This window comes from Paraburkholderia edwinii, from assembly GCF_019428685.1.
Lineage (GTDB): Bacteria > Pseudomonadota > Gammaproteobacteria > Burkholderiales > Burkholderiaceae > Paraburkholderia > Paraburkholderia edwinii.
The window spans coordinates 2553323-2576876 of the sequence record NZ_CP080095.1 but is presented as its reverse complement, the minus strand read 5'-3'; the positions used below and the strand labels follow the sequence as shown (position 1 = coordinate 2576876).

Genomic DNA, 23554 nt, shown 5'->3' with positions numbered 1-23554 from the left:
GGATATGTACACACTCGGAATCAATGCGGTTTATCACGACAGCGCCGCCGCGCTGCTGCAAGACGGTGTCGTGTTGGCGGCCGCCGAAGACGAACGCTTTACGCACGTGAAGCACGCGAAACGGCCCGTGCCGTTTTCGACATGGCAATTGCCGTTCGATGCGATCGACTACTGCCTGTCCGAGGCGGGTATCACGCTCAAGGATGTCGATCACGTCGCCTATTCGTATGACCCTGCGCTCTTTTCCGGCATGCCGAAGGCGCCGGGCGCAACGATTGCGTTACCGTTCGACCCCACGCGGCAGCGGGCGACGAATCCATCCGAATCGCCGTGGGACCCGCTTTTTCTCAGCTATATCGCGAACGCCAAGGCGCAACTGCTCGACGGCGCGCCGCATCACCTCGCGAAACGCTTTCGCGGGGTCGACCGCAATAACGGCTTCGAATGGCATTTCGTCGATCACCATCTTTCGCATGAAGCGAGCGCGTTTCTCGCGAGCCCATTCGACGATTGCGCGGTCCTGACGATGGACGGCCGCGGCGAAGGCGTGACGACGAGCATGGGACGTTTCATCGACGGCAAGTACGAGCGGCTGCGCCAGGTCGAACTGCCGCATTCGCTTGGACTGCTTTACGAAGCGGTGACGGGCTGGCTCGGCTTTCTGCACTCGTCGGATGAGTACAAGGTGATGGCGCTCGCGTCGTTCGGCAAGCCACTTTATGCGGACGCGTTCCGCGAAATCGTCAAGGTAAATCAGGACGGTAGTTATACGGTCGATGCACCGCGGCTCGTCGAACGTTTCGGTCCTGCACGCGAACGCGGCGGCCCGCTCGAGCAGCGTCACTACGATATCGCGAGCTCGCTGCAGTGCGTGCTCGAAGAAACCGTGCTTCAGCTCGCGCATTGGCTGCACCAGCAAACGGGCCTGTCGCGGCTCTGCATGGCGGGCGGCGTGGCGCTGAACTGCGTGATGAACTCGAAGGTGCGCGACAAAGGGCCGTTCGAACACGTATGGGTGCAGCCGGCCGCCGGCGACGCGGGCACCGCGCTAGGCGCGGCCTTGTGGACCGACTACCGTCAGCGCGGCGAGCGCGCGCGGCACTGGACAATGGATCACGCCTATCTCGGCCCTCAGTATGCGGACGACGAAGTCGAGCGGTTTCTGAAGTGGTCGAAAATTCCATATCGCCGTGCTGCCGATATTGCCGGCGAAGCCGCCGATATGTTGGCCGCCGGCAAGGTGCTCGGCTGGTACCAGGGGCGTACCGAGTTCGGTCCGCGCGCGCTCGGCGCGCGGTCGATTCTCGCGTCGCCGATCGACCCCGGCATGCAGGCGCGTCTGAACGAAATCAAGGATCGCGAGGATTTCCGGCCCGTCGCGCCCGTCGTAATGGAAGAGCATGCGGCGGACTGGTTCGTCGGCGGTCAACGCGCGCCGTTCATGCTGTTTATCTTCGACGTGCGCGAAGAAAAAGCGGACCGGATTCCCGCGGTGCGCCACGTCGACGGCACGGCGCGCGTGCAGACCATCAATCGCGAGCAGCATGCGCTTTACTACAGTCTGCTCGACGCGTTTTACCGGCGGACCGGTGTGCCGGTGCTCGTCAACACGTCGTTCAATACGCGCGGCGAGCCGATGGTCAATTCGCCGCGCGATGCGGTGGAGTCGTTCTGGACGTCGCCGCTCGATGCGCTGGTCATTGGGTCGTTTATCGTCGAGAAGGCAGGGTCGGCTGCCGGCAGTGCGGGGGCCACGCGATGAATGCGATGCGCGAGGAGTCAGCCGACGCGCCGGCGTTCGCTCAGCCCGACATTTCAATCGTGGTGCCGACTTACCGTCGTCCCGCCATGCTCGCGAGTTGCCTGAACGCACTAGCCGCACAGCAATTCGATTGCACACGCTACGAAATCGTGATCTGCGACGATGGCCCCGGCGATCTTGCCACGCGCGCGTATGTCGACCGCGTCGCAGCGGAGCACGCACCACGCGGCCTCGCCGTCCGCTACGTGCCGGTCACCGCGACGCAAGGCCCGGCCGGCGCGCGCAATGCCGGCTGGCGCATCGCCCGCGCGCCGCTCATCGCGTTCACCGACGACGACACGATCCCCGACCCGCTGTGGCTCGCATCGGGCCTCGCGGCAGCGAGCCATGCAAACGCCGACGCCGTATCCGGCCGCATCGTCATGCCGTTACCCGAGCACCCGACCGACTACGAACTTGACGCCAGCGGCCTCGCGCGCGCCGAATTCGCGACGGCGAACGTGTTCGTGCGCCGCGCGGCGCTTGAAGCGACGGGCGGCTTCGACGAGCGCTTCACGGCGGCCTGGCGCGAAGACTCCGACCTGCACTTCACGCTGTTGAACACCGGTTACCGCATCGTGCGCGCCGACGACGCCATCGTCGTCCATCCGGTCCGCCCCGCGCGCTGGGGCGTAAGTCTGCATCAGCAGAAAAAGAGCGCTTTTGAAGCGCTGCTGTTCAGCAAGCATCCCAGGATGTACCGGCAACGCATCGACGCGCACCCGCCGCTGCGCTACTACGCGATCGTCGCGAGCGCCGCTTGCGCGATGATCGCGGGTCTCGCGGGCGTCGGCGCGCTCGCTGCATGCGCGGCTTTCGTGTGGGCGTCGCTGACCGCCGGATTCTGCGTGCAACGCCTGCGCCACACGCGGCGCGACGGGCGTCATCTCGCGGAAATGGCATGGACGTCGCTGCTGATTCCGTTTCTGTCGGTGTATTGGCGTCTGTATGGCGCACTTCGCTTCAAGGTGGTCTTTCTATGAGCGCGATGACCGAATTGTCGGAAACGAAGCGCATCGTCATTTTCAGAGCGCTTCAGCTAGGCGACATGCTTTGTAGCGTGCCCGCCTTGCGCGCACTGCGCCGCGCGGCACCACACGCGCATATCGCGCTGATCGGCTTGCCGTGGGCAAAGAGCTTCGTCGAACGCTTTAGCGATCTGCTCGACGAACTGATCGTGTTCCCTGGCGCGCGAGGCTTTCCCGAACAGCGCGAAGACGAATCCGCCCTGCCCGGCTTCACCGCCGCCATGCGCGAACGCTGCTTCGATCTCGCCATCCAGTTGCACGGCAGCGGCGGCGTCGCGAACGACATCGTCGGCCAGTTCGGCGCACGCGCGTATGCAGGCTTCGTGCAGCCCGGCGAAACGCGCGACGGCTGCTTTATCGCATGGCCCGATACGTTGCCCGAACCGCGCCGCTATCTCGCGCTGACTGGCGCACTCGGCGCGCCGGCCGACAGCGACGCGCTCGCGTTCGAATTGACGCCGCAGGATCTCTCCGAGCACGTGGCCCTCGTTGCGATGCACCGCATCGTGGTCGAGCGGCTCGTGGTCGTACATCCCGGCGCGCAATTGCCGTCGCGGCGCTGGCCCGCCGAGCGCTTTGCCAAAGTGGCCGACGCGCTCGCTGCGGACGGCTGGCGCATCGCAATCACGGGCACCGCGTCGGAAATCGAAATCTCGGGCCGCCTGCTCGGCACGATGGCGGGGCCGGCGCTGCATCTCGTGGGCGCCACTTCGCTCGGCGCGCTCGCTGCGCTCGTGCGCGATGCGCGGCTCGTCGTCTGCAACGACACCGGCATTTCGCATATTGCGGCGGCGATGCGAACCGCGAGCGTGGTGGTCGCGTCGGGCAGCGACACGCGCCGCTGGGCGCCGCTCGACCATCAGTTGCATCGCGTGCTCGCCGACTATCCGCCGTGCCGGCCGTGCGCGTTCCGCGACTGCCCATATGGGCACGAATGCGCGTTGAACGTCGGTGTCGAGCGCGTGGTCGAGGCCGCGCGCGAGCAGCTTGGGAACCATGCCGCCACGATGCACGCGACGGGCGAACATGCTGCGGCCGCATACATTCCTGACGTGCCCGCGTCATCAAGCGTACGCAGGGAGGCGCCCCATGCCCGCTAACCGACGCCTGCGCATCCTCACCTGGCATGTACACGGCAACTACCTGTACTACCTCACTCAAGTCCCGCACGACTTCTATCTCGTCACGAAGCCCGGTCACCCGCCCGGCTACGCGGGCCGCAACGGCACGCTGCCGTGGGGCGACAACGTGCATGAAGTGCCGGTCGACGCTGTCGCGTCGCAGGAATTCGACGTCGTGCTGTATCAGCATCGCGTGCATTGGGACCACGACCGCCAGCATGCGCTGTCGGCAGCGCAGCAGCGCTTGCCGCGCATCTATCTGGAGCACGACCCGCCGCTCGACAACCCGTACGAACAGAAGCACTGGGTCGACGATCGGCACACGCTGCTCGTGCACGTCACGCATTTCAACGAACTGGTCTGGGACTGCGGCGCGACGCCGACGTGCGTGATCGAACATGGCGTGCTCGTGCCGAAAGACGTGCAGTACAGCGGCGAACTGGAGCGCGGCATCGTCGTCGTCAACCATCTGGCGCGGCGCGGCCGCCGGCTCGGCGCGGACCTGTTCGAGGCGATGCGCGAGCGCGTACCGCTCGACCTCGTCGGCATGGATGCGGCGCAAAGCGGCGGCATCGGCGAAATACCGAATCTCGAACTCGCCGCCTTTAGCGCGCGCTACCGCTTCTTTTTCAATCCGATCCGCTGGACGAGCCTCGGCCTCGCGATCGTCGAAGCGATGACGATCGGCATGCCGGTCGTCGGCTTTGCGACGACTGAACTCTCCACTGTCGTACGCAACGGCGAAAACGGCTACGTGCATACCGACCGCGAGGTGCTCGTCAAGGCGATGCAAAGCCTGCTGCGCGATCCGGCGCACGCGCGTTCGCTCGGCTATGCGGCGCGCCGCACCGCGCGCGAACGGTTTCATATCGACCGCTTCGTGCGCGACTGGCTCGAAGCGCTATCGCGGGTCAGCAGCTAGCAAAGCGATGCGCGGCACAACGGAAAATCGTGGAGACAGGGAGCAGCACATGAAAGAACTGACACGCAAACGGATTCTCGTCACAGGGGGCGCCGGCTTTCTCGGCTCGCATCTATGCGAGCGCCTCGTGACGCAAGGCCACGACGTGCTATGCGTAGATAACTTTTACACGGGAACCAAGGACAACATTGCACACCTGCTCGACTGCGCGAACTTCGAGCTGATGCGCCACGACGTGACGTTTCCGCTATATGTGGAAGTGGATGAAATCTACAACCTCGCATGCCCCGCGTCGCCGGTCCACTATCAGCAAGACCCCGTGCAGACGACCAAAACGAGCGTACACGGCGCGATCAATATGCTCGGGCTCGCCAAACGCGTAAAGGCGAAAATCTTCCAGGCGTCGACGAGCGAAGTCTATGGCGATGCGCGCGTGCATCCGCAAACGGAAAACTATTGGGGCAACGTTAACCCGATCGGCCCGCGCTCGTGCTACGACGAAGGCAAACGCTGCGCGGAAACACTCTTTATGGACTACCGGCGGCAGCACGGGCTCGACATCCGCATCGCGCGAATCTTCAATACATATGGGCCGCGCATGCATCCGGCCGACGGCCGCGTCGTGTCGAACTTCATGATGCAGGCGCTGGAAAACAGGCCATTGACGGTTTATGGCGACGGCTCGCAAACACGCTCGTTCTGCTATGTCGACGACATCATCGATGCGTTTGTGCGTCTGATGAATCTGCCGTCAGATCCCGGCTGTCCGGTCAATCTCGGCAATCCGTGCGAAGTATCCATGCTTGAAATCGCGCAGCGTACCAAAGCGATCACCGGTTCATCGTCTCCGATCGAATTCCGGCCGCTGCCCGTGGACGACCCGTGCCGCCGGCAACCCGATATCTCGCTCGCGACGCGCCTGATCGGCTGGACGCCGCATACGTCGCTTGAACACGGCTTGCGCGAAACGGCGCGCTATTTCACGTCCGTGATCGGCGCCGCGCGCACGGCTGCGGCTGTCGCGACTCATGCATAGATGCGCTTCCCGCGGTGGCGCACTGAGTTGACACGCTAGCAGGCGGTAACCTCGCGCCTGCCGGGCTACGCGCTAAGCAGCTCGTGTTGGCAGAAGTCTGTTCGCTCATTTCGCGCGCGGCGGCTCAATAAAGCTGTCGGGCTCCTTGCGCCCGTGGCGGATCTGTTCGACGCACGCGGCTACAGCTTCGGCTGCGTTGACGACTTCTTTTTGCAAGGCGTCGTCGTGATCGAGCGTTGCGTGGCTGGTTGCGTACGGTTCGTAGTAGCCAATGAAGCGGTCCAGCCTGGATTTGGCGCCCGATTCGATGAAGCCCATCCAGTCAAGCCAGTCTGTCAGCGCACGCCGCGACCCTTCTATACCCGCCACGTCGCCATGCACGACCATTCCATACGCCCTGCCAGCGAGGTGCTTTGGATAGTCCCATCCTTCCAGTTCCAGGCGCTTGGCTTCGTCGGGTGTCTTTCCGTGTGTGGATGTCGGATCCGGATTTCCACCGTCCGCGCACACCAGCCGGTCCATCAACAGTTTCAGTGGACTGCTCACCTGATACCAGTACACGGGTGTCACGAAGAACACACCGTGACAGGCCGCGAATCGCTCATATATCTCGCCCATCCAGTCGTTGACGAGTCCCAGCGAGTGATTGGGGTAGCAACTGCAAGGCCAATGGCACAGGGGCATGGCCGTCGAGACGCACCCTTTGCAAGGGTGAATATGCAGATCCCTGTCGGATGCGAGACGCGACAGGTCAAGCAGGTCGACATCACAGGACTTACGCTCGAGTGCATCATGAGCGAGTCCTGCAAGCCGGAAGCTTTTGGACATCTCTCCGGGGCATGTGTAGTCGTTTCTCGCCGACGCGTTGACGACCAGCACGCGAGATCGCGTCGCTGCGTCTCGCTGTTTTATCTGGGCCGCCTTGATCCGGTCGCTCGTCGCGCGCCACTCGACCGAGAGATCGTAGTCAGGATCGACAAATCCGGCACCGGCTTTTTCAGTCACGGGCGACTTTCGCGCATTCGAATAGGCATCCCACGCTATCGCTTCGAGCCGGGCCAGCGATTCGTCTTCGGCACGAAAGGCGGGATCGTAGAAGCGCGCCATGAAGCGTTCGCGGAAGGCGTCGCGCGACATTTTTTCCGTGACCTGTCCCTTGCGTACCTCGATTGTGCGGGCAGCTGGCGACTGCGGCTTTGAACTCATGGCGCTCTCTCATTGCTGGCTTCGTAGCGGTCGAGCAATCGACATGCCTTTTTCCATGTGGGGATTGGCTAAGCGGGATGGGAACAGTTTGTGCAGGTAATAATCACCGTTCTCACGCAGGCCTGTTGCATGAATCGTCATCCGGACAAGCAGGCTCTGCGCGCAAACGACAAGCGCACCGAGCGGCCAGCACGTTCGTGGGCTGCCGACGTCGGGCCAGGCCTAACGACGCTCGGCACCGACAACGACCCGAGCGGCATCGCCACTTACACGCTTGCCGGCGCGTGGTTTCGCTATGACCTGCTATGGGTGTGCATACTGTCCTATCCATCGATGATCGCGCTTCAGTTGATTTCCGCACGCGTCGCATCGATCACCGGCAAGGGACTGACGGACAACATGCGGGAGCACTATGCTCCCGTCTTTTTCTATTTCGGCGTCGCGCGATTCCTGATCGCCAATACTTTCAACATCGCCGTCGACGTACTGGCGATGGGTACGGCCCTGCATGCCGTAGTGGGCGGCTCCGCCGCATTGCTGTCGTTGTTGTGCGGCGCCGCGTCGCTGGTATTGCAATGGTGCGTTCCCTACGCGCGTTATGCGCGGGCGGTTCAATGGCTGGTGCTGGGCATGTTTGGTTATGTCGGCGTTGTTCTGTGGCTTCAGGTGCCGTGGCACACCGTCGCGATTCGCGCGTTCGTTCCGCGGCTTGTCTGGACGAAGGACTATACGACGATGCTGCTTGCGCTGCTCGGCACGACGATCAGCCCATACCTGCTGTTCTCGCAGGCCGAGCAGGAGGTGGAAGAGCGCAAGGAAGGTGCACCGTCGGCGTCTTCGGCCCGCTCGGATCAGGAGTTACGCAAACTGCGCAAGGACACGGCGCTAAGAACTGCGCTATCGAATGCCGTTGCACTGGCGATCATGATCGCTTCTGCCGCCGTGTTCGAATTTTCGCATCCGTCGCCCGGCGAACGCGTGCGGCTTGAACACGTGCTCGAGCCTTTTGCGCATGGGTTCGCGCCACAGGTTCTCGCTCTGGCCGTGATCGGTTCGGCGCTGCTCGCGCTGCCCCCGCTCGCGGGCTCCGCCGCACAGGCCGCCGCCAGCGCTTTCGACTGGCAGCGTGGCGAAAGACGCAACACTCGCATTGCCTTTTTGCTCGTCGTCATCACCGCGATCGGTATCGCGCTGGCCGTCGCGATGACAATGTTCAGCATCGATCCCGTCATCGCGCTTTACTGGAGCGCGGTCGTCAACGGCATGACGATGACACCTGTGCTCGTGTTGCTAGTGCTGCTAAGTTCCAAACGCGCGGCTGTGGGCGATCTCGTCGCGCACTGGTCGCTGCGCATGCTTTGCTGGCTGGCGACGATCGTCACGGGCGCTGCGCTGGTTGCGCATTTCATCGTCGAATGGGTATAGGTTCGATCGCGGTGATATGGGAATCCCGCGGTCATGCCCGATTCGGCGCGAACCGGGCACGTGCATCGAGGTGCGAAACGAGATCGCCGCAACCTCGGACGGGTGTCAACTCGAACCCGAGACATCCCGCATCAAGCCGCGGCCTTCAGCACAACCTTTGTCCACCCGTCCTTGCGCTCGTCGAAATTTTCGTATCCCTCGGGCGCCTTCTCCAACGGCAGCTCGTGCGAAATGATCGTCGACGGTTTCACCTTGCCGGCCGCGATCAGATCGCGCAGCTTGCGGTTATAGGCTTTGACGTTCGCCTGCCCCGTCGCCATATGCTGGCCTTTCATCCAGAATTGGCCAAAGTCGAACGCCAGTTTGCCTTCCTTCATCAGCTTGTCCGGAGAGCCTGGATCTTCCGCGACGAACACGCCGACCACACCAATGCCACCCGTTGGCCGCACGGCCTTCACGAGATTGTTCATCGTCAGATGCGGCACTTCGTGTCCCTTGCAGCTGCACTGATAGCCGACGCACTCGCAGCCGCGGTCAGCGCCTTCGCCGCCCGTCAGCTCGAGCACCTGGTCGGCAGAACTGCCGTCGCTGTCGTCGATTGGAATCGCACCGAGCTTCTCGGCAAGCTTGAGCCGGTCCGGATGCGTGTCGACCACCATGATCTTGCTCGCGCCTTTGAGTGCAGAAGAGATCGTCGCCATCAGGCCGACCGGTCCCGCGCCGTAGATCACGACGCTGTCGCCAGCCTCGACGCCGGCAAGCACGGTCGCGTGATAGCCGGTTGGAAAGATGTCGGTCAGCATCACGTAGTCGTTTTCCTTTTCTTCGGCATCGGGCGGCAGCAGCAGGCAGTTATAGTCGCCAAACGGCACGCGCAAATATTCGGCCTGCCCGCCGCTATAAGGCCCCATGCCCGCGAACCCGTATGCAGCGCCGGCCATGCCCGGATTGGCCGTCAGGCAAAAACCCGTGAGGCCGCGCTCGCAGTTCTTGCAGAAGCCACAGCCGATATTGAACGGCACGCAGACGCGGTCGCCGACCTTCACGCGTTCGACGGCACTGCCCGTCTCGACGACCACGCCCAGGTTCTCGTGACCGAGAATGCGCCCGCTCTCCATATTCGTGTGGCCTTCGTACATATGCAGATCGGAGCCGCAGATGTTCGTCGTGGTGATCTTGACGAGCACGTCGGTTGGCTTTTCGATCTTTGCGTCGGGCATCTCCTTGATGACGACGTTTCGCGGTCCTTCATAGACTAGCGCTTTCATTCGGATTCTCCAGATGGGTGCTGCGATCGGTGGCGGCCGCTCGCGCGGCCATCACATCGAGCATCTGGTGTTCCACTGCCTTTCGCATAGCGGGCCGTTAGGGGCCGACGGGCAAGCATCTCGCCGCCGGCGCTTTAACGCGTGCCCGATTCGTGGACATTCACGCTTCTGCACGACAACACGCGCAGCAAGAGCAAGCGCCGCGCCTTCAGCAGGGGATGAGCCTACGACCCTCCTGTCTTTTCATCCACCGTCTGTTCGCGCATCCTTGCGATAAGCGCATGCAACTGTTCTGCGCCGAATGGCTTGCGAAGTGATGCACATGCGAACCCCACCTCTTCGGGAGAGGGAGCTTCACCGCCCGACGCAAACACTATCCTGATGTCCGGATAACGCTCAAGCGCCATCCTGGCGAGCTCAATGCCCGACCGGCCAGGAAGCACGATATCTGTAAGAAGCACATCCGGTTCTTCCGTCGCCAGCATATGTGTCGCCTCTTCTGCATGAGCCGCCTGTCTAACGTCATAGCCCATGGCGCCCAACAATTCGCTGACAGCCTCTCGCGAAGTAGCATCATCATCAACAATGAGAATTGACAGTCCTGCTGGCGCTTGAGAAGCGGCTGACGGCGCGGCTCCAGCCGGCTCCGCCGTCAGAGCATTTTTCTTCGAGCGCGCCGGACCAAGGAGCCGGTGGATTTTCGATGCGAGCTGCTCCCGGCTATAAGGCTTGCTAAGCAGGTGAACACCCGGGTCAAGCCGACCACCATGCACAATCGCGTTCTGCGTATAGCCCGACGTAAAAAGAACCTTGACATGTGGCAGCACGCGGGTCGCCATCTTCGCAAGTTCGGTGCTGCGTATCGTACCGGGCATCACGACATCCGTGAATATCAGGTCAATATGTGCGCCGCTCTGCACGATCGCGAGTGCGCTTTGTGCATCGTGTGCTTTAAGCACCGTATAGCCTAGCTGCCTGAGCGTTTCAACCACGGTTGCCTGCACACGCCGGTCGTCTTCGACGACAAGAATGGTTTCCGACCCACCGGTGAGCGTAACCGGTTGTGCCGGTTCGAGATCCGCGACGCTCTCCGTTGAGCGAGGCAGATAGATTTTCACGGTTGTTCCGAGTCCAGGCTCGCTATATATCCTGATATGGCCTCCACTCTGCTTGACGAAACCATACGCCATGCTCAGCCCCAGGCCTGTACCTTGTCCTTCCGGCTTGGTCGTAAAGAACGGCTCGAAAGCGCGCTCGAGTACGTCCGGGGGCATACCCATCCCGGTGTCGGTGATCGCCAGCAACACGTATTGCCCCTCGAGAACGTCCGCGGCGAGTGCGCTGTAGTGATCGTCGAGCATCGCGTTCGACAGCTCGAGTGTCAGCTTGCCGCCTTCCGGCATGGCGTCGCGAGCGTTGATGGCAAGATTCAGGACTACATTCTCAAGATGATTCGGGTCGACCAGCGTGTTCCACAGCCCTCCGGCAATAACCGTTTCCACGTTGACGACTTCACCCAACGCCCGCCTGAGCAGGTCATCCATGCTACGCAGCATGACTGCCAGGTTGACAACGATCGGATCCAACGCCTGGCGCCGCCCGAACGCGAGCAGTTGGGACGCGAGGTTTGCCCCATGCTCAAGCGCTTCGATCGCCTTGTTAAGACGCTCCCTTGTCCAGGCATCGCGGCCGTGGCGTCCTTCGAGCAGTTCAAGATTTCCGCGCAAGACCTGCAGCACATTGTTGAAATCATGGGCGACGCCGCCAGTCAGTTTGCCAAGCGCCTCCATTTTCTGCGACTGAAGCAGGGCAGCGCGCGCCTTTTCGAGCTCTTCATGGGCGGTCTTGCGCTCCGTCACATCGCGTGTAATTTTGGCAAAGCCGACCAGTTGCCCTCCTTCATCGCGGATTGCATCAATAACAACATTGGCCCAGAACCGGCTGCCGTCTTTCCTGACCCGCCACCCCTCGGTTTCGAAGCGCCCTTCCGTAGCGGCCGTGCCCAGACTGCGCTCCGGTAGCCCTTGAGCCACATCCTCAGGCGTGTAGAACTGCCGGAAATGCGTTCCAATAATTTCGGTTGCTTCATAGCCCTTGATACGCGCCGCCCCGAGGTTCCAGTTTGTCACGTGCCCCTCGGGCGACAGCATGAAGATCGAGTAATCGGTCACACCCTGGACCAGCAGCCTGAAACGCCGCTCGCTTTCGATCACAGCCTCATGGGCGAGACGTTTGTCAGTCGTGTCGCGGACGATCTTTCCAAAGCCGACCCATGTGTCGTCGGCAGCATAGAGTGCCGTGATGAGCACGCTCGCCCAGAAACGCGTTCCGTCCTTACGTAGGCGCCATCCCTCTGTTTCGTATTGACCGTGCTCCCGCGCGGCGTGCAGCGCGGCCTCCGGTACGCCGTTGCGCCGATCGTCCTCCGTGTAAAACAAGGAGAAGTGTCGGCCAATGACCTCGTCTGCCTCGTAGCCCTTAATACGTCTCGCACCGGGGTTCCAGCTGGCAATTTCCCCTTCCTTTGTGAGACGGAAGATCGCGTATTCGGAGACCCGCGTGATCAGGGACTGCATCCATGACGAATCGCTATCGTCTCTCTGGTCGCCGTTCATCGGATTTCCCATTTGATGTTGAAGCCCGCAAGTTTGCGATGCGTCCGCACCCTAGCACGCCTTCATGGATTCCTGAACCGGAGATACATGCTCGACCGTCGCAACCAGTTGGCAAAAAACCTCGACGATGTGCTTCAGCGATGTGGGACGGTCAATGACCGCATCGACACCAGGCCAGGTAGTGAATGGGGAAGGCGTCCTCGACAGAACGGCGATGCGGCATTGCGGGCTGTTTATCCTGATCAGCTCGATCGCTTTTACCTTGGATGCAATATGGCAATCCCCATCGAGGAATGCGAGCTGTACGCGGCTCGAAACCGGGCAGCGGGCAAGGTTGGCGCAGTCCTCAAGCGTCGCATCAAATCCGCGTATCAGCGAAAAACTGAAGATGGATTCGGCGACTGGCTCATGCTGCCGGGAAAGCACCAGCACGCGCCGTCCGCGACCAATATCCTCCAGCACAACGCGAGCGCCGTCGGCAGCGAGCGCTGTATGGTCAGACTTCCATTTGAGGACTGCAATGCGGTAGCGCTCGTGTGCGCGCGCGAAGGCGAGCGAATCTTCCCCGCATCTCGAATGGGCGACACTTACCGCGTCGAAGGCGCGGTTGAGTTCGCGCAGCGACACGTCGAATGCATCACGCCTGTCCATGGAAAAATGCCTCGCTGGAATAGCCCGATAAAGTGAGCATTGGCCTTTACGACACGTATGAAACTATAACTCGCCACGAGTAAGTCATTTTCTCGTTGCACCGGCTCTGCGCAGGACTTTCGTTGCCTCCGGTTACTCCCGGCAACGGTCATGCACGCAATTCTCAAACCTTTGAATTACAGCTTTCACGGTTCTCCACGCCGATAGACTCGTGACCCGATTTGGGTGTGTCAGATGCTCAATCGCCGCTTGCTCCGGGGCCGCGCATAAACCATGACTTCCGGACGCCCGGTGCAGCCCAAATCGGTCTCGCTGCGGAATACGATAAGCACCGTCGCGACCGTCGGGTAAATTGCCGAACGCAGTGTTGCGCTAATACAACCGATGCCGTTAAAGATTGCGAGGTCGAAATGCCTAAGTCAGCCCGGACCTGTCCGGAAATACTGTTGAGGCTTGCATTCAAGGTTGAACTTGCGCGAGGCGCGTCGCACATCTCCAGTACAACATCATCAAAAAGCACTGATGCGGCCGTCGCTGAAGTACTGGATGGGTTTATCGAAAATCGCGGGTCGGACGCGTTGGATCAATTCCGCGCTTTTCTGATTCAAGACCTCACGAAGCGGGGATGCGCGGAGGGTGCGCTCGCTGTAAGCAGCTATCGGCCTGAGGAAACGCTCAAGATAACCAGGCAGCAGCGCCGATAAACAAACGTTGTCCGCCGCCCTGTTGCCGCGAGCGCAGAGTCCACTGGATACGAACGCTTATCCGCCATTGGTGCGATGCGCGCCAGCTCAGAGCATCGGCGCCCCACCCGTGACCGCGATCGTCGCTCCGGAAATATAGCTTGCCCCGCCCTGCGTCAGGAACGTGTGATGCGGCAGCCAACGCGCCACCTCCCGGCAATCATTCTTGGATCATTCGTCAAGGAGCGTCTCCATGTTCATGCACAACAAACGTCTGCAATACACGGTTCGCGTCGCCCAGGCCGATCCCGGACTCGCAAATCTTCTGCTCGAACAGTTCGGCGGTCCGCAAGGCGAGCTCGCCGCCGCCATGCGCTATTTCACGCAGGCCGTCACCGAGGAAGATCCGGGTCGCAAGGATATGCTGTACGACATCGCGACCGAAGAACTGAGCCACCTCGAAATCATCGGATCGATTGTCGCGATGCTCAATCGCGGCGCGAAGGGCGAACTCGCGGAAGCCGTCGACGCGCAGGCCGAGATGTATCGCAAGCTCAATGGCGCCGGCAACGATAGCCACGTCACGCAGGTGCTGTACGGCGCCGGTACACCGCTGACCAACTCGGCAGGTGTGCCCTGGACTGCCGCGTATATCGATACGATCGGCGAGCCCACGGCCGACTTGCGCTCGAATATCGCTGCGGAAGCGCGCGCGAAGATCATCTATGAGCGCCTCATCAACGTGACCGACGATGCGGGCATTCGCGAAGCGCTCGGCTTCCTGATGACACGCGAGGTCTCGCATCAGAAGTCGTTCGAAAAGGCGCTGTATTCGATCGTCGGCAACTTCCCGCCGGGCAAGATGCCGCCGGTGCCGCAATTTGCCAACGCGTATCTGAAGATGTCGCAGGGTGAGCCACCGCAAATGGGTCCGTGGAACGAAGGCAGCGGCCTCGAGTTCATCGGTGAGCCGGAGCCCGCGGTCGACGGCGGCGACGGCCTCGCTGCCGTCAAGCTCGAGAAGAAACAGCAGGCCGCACTCAAGGCGATGCAGCAGCGCCTCGCGTCAGATCCATCGTCCGACCCGCAAACCGGTGCGGAACTCGGCATGTCGGAGCCGAGCGCGAAGTCGTGACAGCGGCGCACGCATCGGAAGACGGTTGCATCAAGGTTGTATTGAAGCCGTGAACGCGATACGTACGGGTACGGTTCGAGCTGAAGTGGGAACGCGAAATGCTCGGGCGTTAGGAGGCCGTCGCATCTGAAATGCCACGCAGGCCGCCCACAAGACCGCAAGAGAAAGCCATGACCGATCTCAGTTCAGCCTCCCCGACGATCACATCGATGATCCGGATGGACCATACGCACGTGCTGTGCGCTTTTCACCGCTATCGCCTGTCGAGCCCGTGGTGGCGCAAACGCGCAATCGTGGGCTCGGTATGCACAGCACTCGAAATTCACGCGCAACTGGAAGAAGAGATCTTTTATCCAGCGGTCGCGCGCGTCGCGCCCGACAATGACGCGGTGAAAAAGAGTAAGCCTGAGCATAATGAAATGCGCGAGATGATCGAGAAGCTGCGCTCGATGGGGCCAGAAAACGCCGCCTACGACGGGCTTTTCATGCAACTGATGCGCATCACAATTCATCACGTCGCCGACGAAGAAACCGTTCTGCTTCCGATGGCCGAGCGGTCGCTGAAGAACGAACTGTCGTCGCTGGGCGCGGCAATGACGCGACGGCGAATGCAATTGCTCGGCGAGCGTCCGATCGACGTCGCGGTGCACACGGCAGGCACTTTTCCAATTGCAGCAGCCGTGCTCACAGGCCTTGCCGTTTTTGCAGTGAGCGGGATTTTCGGCCGATCGTCGGCGCGCCGGCGAGGGCGAAGCCGCGAATACGCGTAACTGCCGGGCGGCGCGAAAGGCCGTTATCGATTCCGCAAATAGCGCTTGAGCGCGACGCCCGCGGTCGCACCGTGTAAAAACACCGACAACGTGATGGCATCGAGCACCATCGGAAGCAACGGACGCAGCATCTCGCCTGCTTCATCGATACCCATCGCAATATAGTAAAACGCGCCGACGCCGCGAATGCCCATCCAGCCGATTAAATGTCGCTGCTGGCGATCGGCCTGCGAGCCGGCCATCACGAGCCAGACCGATAACGGGCGGGCGATGAAAAACAGAAACAGCGCCGGCAACACTGCGCTCCACGCAATCATTTCGCGCCAATGGGCGGAAACCACGCAGCCGGTCACCAGCATCAACGATAACTCGGCGATGCGCTCCATCTCGAGCGTAAATCCCATCATCGCTTCAGCAAGGTATGCATGCGCGCGCTCGGGGTCCTTCGCGACGTCGGATTTTTCTCCGCGCTCCATGTTTTCGAGCACTTCGACGGGCGGCTTGTCGCCTGTGGCGCGTAACTCTTCATGACGCAGCGCGACACCGGCGGCGAACACGGCGACGAAACCGAACACATGAATGAAAATCGCCACGCCGTACGCCGCGGACATCAGACCGAGCGCGAGAAAGCCGTCGAGGCCGATCGCTTCGCCATACCGCGTTCTGAGAACAAACACCGCCTTGACGAATACGATTGCAAGCAGCCAGCCAGAACCGATCGCGCTGACGATACCCCACACTGCGACTCCCGCGAATGTCGCGCCGCTGCTGATACCGGCCTGATGCGCACCGCACAGCGCGAGCCCGAGCAACGCGAACGGATACGCGGTGCCGTCGTTGAGGCCACCTTCTCCCGATAGCGCGAAGCGTACCGGTTCGTCGTCTCCCGCGTGCTCGACGCGCAGCTCGTTGGCAAGGACCGGATCGGTCGGTGCAAGCACGGCGGCAAGAAAAAGTGCCACGCCGATCGACGCACCGGTCGCGACGAGCGAAAAGCCTGTCAGCAACGCGATAGTGACAAGCATGGCGGGTATGCCCAGACGCAGCGGCAGCAGCCACAACGCGTTCCTGAGCGGTACACGCAGATGCATGCCGATAGAGAACAGCGACACCACGAGCCCGATTTCGGCGAGCACCGCGAGCAGACCGGGCCGGCTTGCAAGGTCGGTAGCGACGAGCCCTGAGCCGGCTGGGCCGATCGCAAAGCCGACCGCGATGTAGATCATCGCGCCCGTCATCGGCAAGCGCCTGATCGGACCTCTTGCAAGCGCGATAAAGGTGAGCAATGTGCCGATCAGCAGGAACCACCACGCTTTTTCCATCATGTCGGTTTCCGGGAGTTGCCTGGCTGACGGTACATGTGCGCTTGTGCTGTCGCGCACGGAAGGCGCCATCGACCGAGCAAGCGTCATACCGCTTGCGCTTTGCGGCCCTGCTCCGCTATTTATGCAACAGTTGGCGTAACGAACTGACGTCGTTGGCCGTAATCGGCTGTGCGTTATTGCCCCATGCGCCGCGGATATAGGTGAGAACCTGGGCAATCTGCACATCCGCGAGCGTGTCGGCATAGCGCGGCATCTGCTGGCGCGGCGGACCCGTCAAGGTCGACGGGCTGTTGCCGCCTTCGACGAGCAGCCGGATCAGCGACGTCGTGTTTTCCGCCAGCACCGACGGATTGCCGGCCAGCGCGGGGAACGCGTTGGGCACACCTTTGCCGTCGTCGCGATGGCAGCGCGCGCAAAACGACTGATAGACGTTGTAGCCGGTTGAGAGCGCATCGGGCACGCGACTGCCGTTTTGCGGCGAGCGCGCGACGTCGGCATGCGGTGCGTAGGTGCCATAGGGTTGTTGCGCGGGCAACGATTTCAAATAACGCGCGATCGCTGCAAGATCTTCATCGGTCAGATACTGCGAGCTGTCCTCGATCTGCTCGACCATGCTGCCGTACGCGACGACGCCGGCGCCATGACCCGTCTTCAGAAACGATGCGATGTCTTGCGCCGACAGACGGCCGAGGCCCGCGCCTGGGTCTCCGGTCAGATTCGGTGCGAACCAGTGGTCGTTCACGCCGCCCACCAGATAACTGTTCGACGACTCGTCGTAGCCACGCTCCTGATACGCCGCGCCGCGAGGCGTGTGGCATGCGCCGCAATGGCCGAGCGACTGCACGAGATAGGCGCCGCGGTTCCATTGCGCATCGCGGTCGGCGCGCGGCTCATAGACGCCATGCGGGATGAAAATCCATTGCCAGAAACGCAGCGCCCAACGCTGATTGAACGGGAACGCAACGTCGGATGGCGGCGACGGTTTCGCGACCGGCGCGACGCCATGCATAAAGTACGCGTAGAGCGCGTGCATGTCGTCGTCGCGAATTTTTGTGAATGACGCGTAAGGCATCGCCGGGTACAGCCGTTTGCCGTCCTTTGCGACGCCTGCGCGCAGCGCGCGGGCGAACTCGTCGTAGGTGTAACGGCCGATGCCGAAGCGCGGGTCCGGCGTGATATTCGTCGAAACGATCGTGCCGAACGGCGAGCCCAGGCCGAGGCCGCCCGCATAGGGTGCGCCGCCTTGCGGCGCCGTATGGCATCCGGCGCAGTCGGCGGCTTTCGCGAGATACTCGCCGCGCGCAAGGATATGCGCGCCGGCGTCGGCGCCGGGATGCACACCGGCGCCGGCCGGAGTTTTTGTCGCGGTGCCAGTTTGTGCCGGGCCTGGCGTTGGGAGGCCGCTCATTGCGGCGGCAATCACGCCCGCCGCCGCGAGCATCGCGATGCGCGTCGCCAGAATGACTCGCAGCAGCTTCATCGCGGCGTGTCCCTCGGAACAACCACGGCCCGCCCCGTAGCAAGCAGCGGCGACGACTGGCCTTTGAGCCAGCGCGCCGCGATTGCGAGGCCTCCGATCAGGTAAGCGGTCGCGCCCGGCACCCACATGATGAGGCCGCCCAGTTGCTGGTCGTGCAATGGGTCGATGCCGAGTGTGCTGCACGGCTCGACATAGTAGGGATACCAGAGCCCGGGCGCGAGTGTGATCAATGCGCCGAGCGCCGTCGTATGCACCATCGTCGTGAAGACCGACAGCATCGCGTGCCCGCCCGACTGCCGCCGCGCCCCGTCGCCGAATACGGTCCACCAGAACACCAGCGCCGTCAGCAAAAAGCTCGTGTGCTGCAGCGAATGGATGAACGGATGAACAAGCGCCGCTTCGAACGCCGCCGGTGCATGCCAGGCCCAGAGCGCCACAGCGTGCAGCAGCCATCCGGCTAACGGCGCGGTCAGGAAACGCCAGCTTGCGGCAAAGCGGCGCGCGCGTATGCAGCGGCCCACGCGCAAACGCCATTCATGCGGCAGCGCCCAGATCCATACTGCAAGCGGACGGCCCAGCACCAGCAGCGGCGCGGCAACCAGCATCATGGTTTCGTGCTGGACCATGTGAGCAGAAAAAAGCCACGCGCTTAGCGTATCGAGCGGCGAAAACAATGCGAGCGCGAGCGCACATGAGCCGCCTGCGAATGCCAAGCCATGCCGCGCGTGCAACGCGCGGCCGTGTGCGCCGCTTCTGCGCCGCAGCCTGAAGTACCCGGTTGCATATGCAACAGCGCTAGCCAGGCTCAGCGCGAGCGGCCAAGGCTCGACGCTCCAGCCGAATATAGGCGCCGCTTGTTCGGCGTCGGACAGCACATGCGCGTTGGCGAGCGGCGCAGCGACAAGCAGCGCGAACAGAGCAATCCATGTCGGGCGCTTGTTCATTGGCAAGGCGACAGCAACCATTGCGGAAAATACATGGCGAGCTGGATCACCGCGCAGAGCGCCGCGACGATCGTCGCCATCAGCGACAGAAACGCAGTGCGCGCATCGCGCGGCACGTAACTGGCATCGAACGGCTGTGACGACACGCGCCAGCTGCGAAAAGCGAGCAGCGCCGCACCGATCGAGAACAGCAAGGCGGCGACGCTCACCGCATGCAACATGGCCATCGTGTGATGGCGGCATGCGGGCTGCAGCAGCGCATAATTCGCGCTTTGCGCACCGAGTACGACGGCAGGTGCAGCGAGCAGCCCAAGCCAGATTCTCATGTCCGTTCGCCTTAGAAGTGAATGCGCGGCGCCAGATAGATGACCGCGTAAATCGGCAGCCAGCTCAGCACGACGAAGTACCAGTACACGGCGTTTTCGCTCGCATCGAGCAGCCGCTTTCCTTCAAACGGCCCCGTGAACAGCAGCAATGCGAGGACTGCCGTGTCGACCGTATCGGTCACGAGGTGCGTGGTGTGCAATCCGAGCAGCAACCAGACGATCGAGCCGTACGCATTCGCATACCACATGACGTTGAGCGCCGCGAACTCGAAGCCGCGCAAAACAAGAAACGCAAGCGCGAAGAGCAGGCATACAGCGAGCCAGAGTCGGGCGCGTGCGCGTTCGCCCCGCTCGGCCGCGCGCTTCGCAAGCGCGTTCGGCCACATGCTGAGCAGCAGCACGGCCGTATTCAAGGTCCCCCAAAGCAGCGACGGCGGCGGCGCGTTCATCGGCCACCAGGCGTTGACCGCGCGCAGATAGAAGTACATGCCGACCGTGATCGCGAACACGCTGCCTTCGATCAGCATCAACCCCGCCGTGGCCCACCACATAAGGCTGCGATGCCCGAAGCCGAAGCTCGGCAGTCCGCGCACATCGAGCGAGCTCGGTGTTGCGGCGTCGGGTTCGCGCTGGACGGCGGACTGCTGCTCGGTCTCGCCTGGCACGCCGTGTCGTTGCACTGCACGTTGCTGTGCGCGCCGCCCCGCCTCTCTGGCGCCTTCGCGCTCAGGCTGCCGGTCCCGCTCGTCGCGCGGCCAGCGCTCGAGTGCGAGCCCGATACGATTCGCACGGCGCGTCGGCCAGAACCACACGATCATCGCTGCCGCGACGGGCGCGGTGCCCCACCACACCGCGCTCGGCGTGTAGATCGAGCCGATAAAGAACACGGTTGTCGCCACCGCGCTGATGAACGGCCAGATCGACGGCCCCGGAAACAGCGGCCGCGTATCCGGCTGTGCGGCAAGCACGCCGGTCGTCAGCACTTCGCGCGCATGCACGGCCAGCCCCGACACCGAGCGCGGCTCGCGCTGCGGCTCCCACAGCGGATCGCGGCCGTGCACGACCGGCAGCACGTCGAAGTTGTGCGGCGGCGGCGGGCTGGGCACGCTCCATTCGAGCGTGCCGCCACCCCACGGATCGGCCGGCGCGCGTTCGCCGTGGCGACGGCTGCGCACGACATTGAAAAGAAAAAGCAGTACCGCGACGGCCATCATGTACGCGCCGGCCGTCGCCAGCGCATTCATGTCCGACCAGCCCATCCCCGGAGGGTAGGTCCACACGCGCCGCGGCATGCCATGCAGGCCGAGCAGATGCATCGGAAAGAACGTGAGATTAAAGCCGATAAAGAACAGCCAGAAGTGCCAGCGCCCGAGCGTTTCGCCGAGCATGCGTCCGGTGAATTTGGGAAACCAGTAATAGAACGCGCCGAATAGCGGAAACACGGCGCCGCCGATCAGCACATAGTGTAGGTGTGCGACGACGAAGTACGTGTCGTGCACCTGCAAATCGAGTGACACGGAACCGAGCATGACGCCCGACAAGCCGCCGAGCACGAGTATGAAAAAGAACGCCATGACGAATAGCAGCGGCGCCTTTAGCGACGGCTTACCGGTCAGCAGCGTGGCGAGCCAGCAGAAAATCTGGATACCCGACGGCGCAGCGATCAGCACGCTTGCGGCGGTAAAGAAGCTCTTGCCGAGTTCCGGCACCGCGGTCGCGAACATATGATGGACCCACAGCCCGAACGCGAGAAACGCGATCGCGATCAGCGCGAGAACCATCGCCGAATAGCCGAAAATCGGCCGGCGCGAGAACGTCGGGATGATCGACGACATGAAACCGAGCGCCGGAATAAAGATCAGGTACACCTCCGGGTGCCCGAAAAACCAGAACAGGTGCTGCCAGAGCAGCACGTCGCCGCCGAGCGCGGGGTTGTAGAACTGGGTGCCGACCAGCCTGTCGAGAATCAGCGCGGTGCTTGCCAGCATGATCGCGGGCATCGCAAACAGCACCATGAACTGCGTGACGAGCGTCGCCCACGCGAATAACGGTAGACGGTTCAGAGACATGCCGGGTGCGCGCATCTTGAGGATCGTCGTGATGAGCACCACGGCTTCGAGCAGCGCCGGCACCTCGGTGAACGTGATCATCTGCGCCCAGATATCCGTACCTTTGCCGGTCGCGTAGTCGGGCCCCGCGAGCGGCACGTAGCTAAACCAGCCCGAACGCGGCCCGGCGCCTAATGCGAACGCCACATAAAGCATGAGGCCGCCAAACAGGAACACCCAGTATGCGTACGCGTTCATGCGCGGAAACGCGACGCTGCGTGCGCCGATCATCAGCGGAATCAGATATACAGCGACCGCCTGCATCACCGGTACGGCGAACAGGAACATCATCGTCGTGCCGTGAATCGTGAACAGCTGGTTGTAGAGGTCGGGGCCGATCAGCCGGCTGTCGGGCCGCGCGAGTTGCGTGCGCATCGCGAGCGCGAGCAGACCCGCGAGCAGAAAAAACGCGAACGTCGTGACGATAAAGCGCCGTCCGATCGCTTTGTGGTTCACGGCCGAGAGCCAGCCGACCACGCCGCGCCGATCGCTCCATGTGTCGGCCAGTGCCGTGCGAGCGTCTGCGGTCGCATCGGGCCCGTCCTTGATCCGCAGGTCCGCTTCTATTGCGTGGAATTGGTTGGTCGTGCTCATTGGAGTGTCGCAAGCCATGTAACGACCGCCTGCAGATCGCTGTCCGAAAGCGGTACCGCCGGCATCGTGACGCCAGGCTTCCATGCGTGCGGATCGCGAATCCATGCGGCGAGATTCCCGGGCGTATTTGCGAGCACGCCAGCCGCGATTGTCTGGCGGCTCATCAGATGCGTGAGATCGGGCGCGAGTGTGCCGCTGGCCGATGTGCCGCGCACTGTATGGCAGCCCGCGCACGCCGATTTCTCGAAGACGTCGCGGCCATGTTGCGCCGTCGCGTCAAGCGGGGCCCGGGCCGGCTGAGCCTGCTGCCGCAGCCATGCGTCGTAACGTTCGGGCGGCTCCGCAATGACCAGCACCGCCATCAATGCATGCTGGGCTCCGCAAAACTCTGCGCATTGGCCGCGGTAAACGCCGGGCTTGTCCGCGCGAAACACGATCGACGTCGTGATGCCGGGCAGCATGTCTTTCTTGCCGTGCAGGCTCGGCACCCAGAAGCTGTGGATCACGTCGCCGGCCTTCAGCGACACGATAACCGGGTGGCCCACGGGAATGTGCAGTTCATTGGCAGTCGCAAAACCAGCCATGTCCTGCCCGGCCGGATATTGCACCTGCCACCACCACTGCTGCCCCGTCATGTCGATGCGCACCGGGTTATCGACAGGCAGCTTCGACAACGCGCGATCGGTCAGCACGTCGGCGACGATCAGGCCGCACAGCGCGACCACGGAAACGATGCTGGCGGCCGCGACCACCCGGCGCGTGCGCCGCTCGGGACGAGTCAAGGAATCGAGGTCGGGCGCGGCCACGGCGTTGTCTCGCCGGCTGCGCATGAGCGCGACGAGCGTGGCGAGCAGCACGGCCGCAAAGACAATCGTGCAGACCACCAGCGTGAGATTCCACAACTGCCCGATGTGCGCGGCCTGCACACCCGCAGGCAGCAAGGCATTCTGCTGCGGCTCGGCGTCTGCCAGCCGCGGAGCCGATATCGCAGAAGTGGCCAGCCACCCGGCCGCGGCATAGCGGCCACGCGCACTCGGCAACCCGCGGTATGAAGGACGATTGCGCTTCATGACTGATCGGGGTGAACGAAGGGTGAAGACGGTCAGCATTTTTCAT

18 protein-coding genes are annotated in these 23554 nt (G+C 62.6%); 8 read left to right on the top strand and 10 right to left on the bottom strand.

Translation table 11 applies throughout. From position 1 onward, the window contains the following. The first annotated feature begins 4 nt into the window (after positions 1-4). From KZJ38_RS11340 to KZJ38_RS11320, 5 genes are read left to right on the top strand one after another with little or no spacing between them, the layout of a single operon-like run. Positions 5-1762, top strand: coding sequence for a carbamoyltransferase family protein (locus KZJ38_RS11340; protein ID WP_219796003.1), 1758 nt, complete (start codon positions 5-7; stop codon positions 1760-1762). Then, positions 1759-2784, top strand: coding sequence for a glycosyltransferase family 2 protein (locus KZJ38_RS11335; RefSeq protein WP_219796002.1), 1026 nt, complete (start codon positions 1759-1761; stop codon positions 2782-2784). The genes KZJ38_RS11340 and KZJ38_RS11335 overlap by 4 nt, the downstream gene beginning before the upstream one ends. Further along, entirely contained in the window at positions 2781-3929 is a 1149-nt protein-coding gene (locus KZJ38_RS11330) for a glycosyltransferase family 9 protein (protein WP_219796001.1), read from the top strand. The genes KZJ38_RS11335 and KZJ38_RS11330 overlap by 4 nt, the downstream gene beginning before the upstream one ends. After that, entirely contained in the window at positions 3919-4872 is a 954-nt protein-coding gene (locus tag KZJ38_RS11325) for a glycosyltransferase family 4 protein (RefSeq protein ID WP_219796000.1), read from the top strand. The genes KZJ38_RS11330 and KZJ38_RS11325 overlap by 11 nt, the downstream gene beginning before the upstream one ends. A gap of 49 nt (positions 4873-4921) precedes the next feature. Next, positions 4922-5908, top strand: coding sequence for a UDP-glucuronic acid decarboxylase family protein (locus KZJ38_RS11320; RefSeq protein WP_219795999.1), 987 nt, complete (start codon positions 4922-4924; stop codon positions 5906-5908). 105 nt (positions 5909-6013) lie between these two features. On the opposite strand, the gene KZJ38_RS11315 is transcribed toward KZJ38_RS11320, so the two are convergent. Next, the gene (locus tag KZJ38_RS11315) at positions 6014-7045 is read right to left on the bottom strand and encodes a flavodoxin family protein (RefSeq protein ID WP_219800264.1); all 1032 of its coding nucleotides are present in this window, start codon (positions 7043-7045) and stop codon (positions 6014-6016) included. Between the two features lie 198 nt (positions 7046-7243). On the opposite strand from KZJ38_RS11315, the gene KZJ38_RS11310 reads away from it, so the two are divergent. After that, positions 7244-8539, top strand: coding sequence for an NRAMP family divalent metal transporter (locus tag KZJ38_RS11310; protein ID WP_219795998.1), 1296 nt, complete (start codon positions 7244-7246; stop codon positions 8537-8539). 131 nt (positions 8540-8670) lie between these two features. Here KZJ38_RS11310 and KZJ38_RS11305 read toward each other — a convergent pair whose 3' ends face one another. The 3 genes from KZJ38_RS11305 to KZJ38_RS11295 all read right to left on the bottom strand — a co-directional run bounded on the left by KZJ38_RS11305 (position 8671) and on the right by KZJ38_RS11295 (position 13073). After that, complete coding sequence (locus KZJ38_RS11305; protein WP_219795997.1) at positions 8671-9807, bottom strand: glutathione-independent formaldehyde dehydrogenase; 1137 nt, start codon at positions 9805-9807, stop codon at positions 8671-8673. Between the two features lie 224 nt (positions 9808-10031). After that, positions 10032-12422 carry a hybrid sensor histidine kinase/response regulator gene (locus tag KZJ38_RS11300; RefSeq protein ID WP_219795996.1) on the bottom strand — a complete coding sequence of 797 codons (2391 nt, stop codon included), beginning with the start codon at positions 12420-12422 and terminating at the stop codon, positions 10032-10034. Between the two features lie 51 nt (positions 12423-12473). Then, positions 12474-13073 (bottom strand): hypothetical protein, encoded by a 600-nt coding sequence (locus tag KZJ38_RS11295; RefSeq protein ID WP_219795995.1) that lies wholly within the window; start codon positions 13071-13073, stop codon positions 12474-12476. Positions 13074-14009: 936 nt separating this feature from the next. Between KZJ38_RS11295 and KZJ38_RS11290 the strand changes: the two genes are divergently transcribed. Beyond that, positions 14010-14891: a manganese catalase family protein gene (locus KZJ38_RS11290; RefSeq protein ID WP_219795994.1), complete on the top strand. Its 882-nt coding sequence runs from the start codon at positions 14010-14012 to the stop codon at positions 14889-14891. Positions 14892-15061: 170 nt separating this feature from the next. Continuing rightward, the gene (locus tag KZJ38_RS11285) at positions 15062-15661 is read left to right on the top strand and encodes a hemerythrin domain-containing protein (RefSeq protein ID WP_219795993.1); all 600 of its coding nucleotides are present in this window, start codon (positions 15062-15064) and stop codon (positions 15659-15661) included. Positions 15662-15684: 23 nt separating this feature from the next. On the opposite strand, the gene KZJ38_RS11280 is transcribed toward KZJ38_RS11285, so the two are convergent. From KZJ38_RS11280 to coxB, 6 genes are all read right to left on the bottom strand, one after another. Further along, positions 15685-16986 carry a cation:proton antiporter gene (locus KZJ38_RS11280; protein ID WP_219795992.1) on the bottom strand — a complete coding sequence of 434 codons (1302 nt, stop codon included), beginning with the start codon at positions 16984-16986 and terminating at the stop codon, positions 15685-15687. Between the two features lie 115 nt (positions 16987-17101). Beyond that, positions 17102-18466: a c-type cytochrome gene (locus KZJ38_RS11275; protein ID WP_246641432.1), complete on the bottom strand. Its 1365-nt coding sequence runs from the start codon at positions 18464-18466 to the stop codon at positions 17102-17104. Beyond that, positions 18463-19410, bottom strand: a complete 948-nt coding sequence (locus KZJ38_RS11270) for a cytochrome c oxidase assembly protein (protein ID WP_246641431.1) — start codon at positions 19408-19410, stop codon at positions 18463-18465. Before KZJ38_RS11270 ends, KZJ38_RS11275 begins: the two co-directional genes overlap by 4 nt. Beyond that, the gene (locus tag KZJ38_RS11265; RefSeq protein WP_219795990.1) at positions 19407-19736 is read right to left on the bottom strand and encodes a hypothetical protein; all 330 of its coding nucleotides are present in this window, start codon (positions 19734-19736) and stop codon (positions 19407-19409) included. Before KZJ38_RS11265 ends, KZJ38_RS11270 begins: the two co-directional genes overlap by 4 nt. An 11-nt stretch (positions 19737-19747) precedes the next feature. Then, complete coding sequence (gene ctaD / locus KZJ38_RS11260) at positions 19748-22438, bottom strand: cytochrome c oxidase subunit I (RefSeq protein WP_219795989.1); 2691 nt, start codon at positions 22436-22438, stop codon at positions 19748-19750. Further along, complete coding sequence (gene coxB, locus KZJ38_RS11255; RefSeq protein ID WP_219795988.1) at positions 22435-23508, bottom strand: cytochrome c oxidase subunit II; 1074 nt, start codon at positions 23506-23508, stop codon at positions 22435-22437. The genes ctaD and coxB overlap by 4 nt, the downstream gene beginning before the upstream one ends. Positions 23509-23554: the final 46 nt, after the last annotated feature.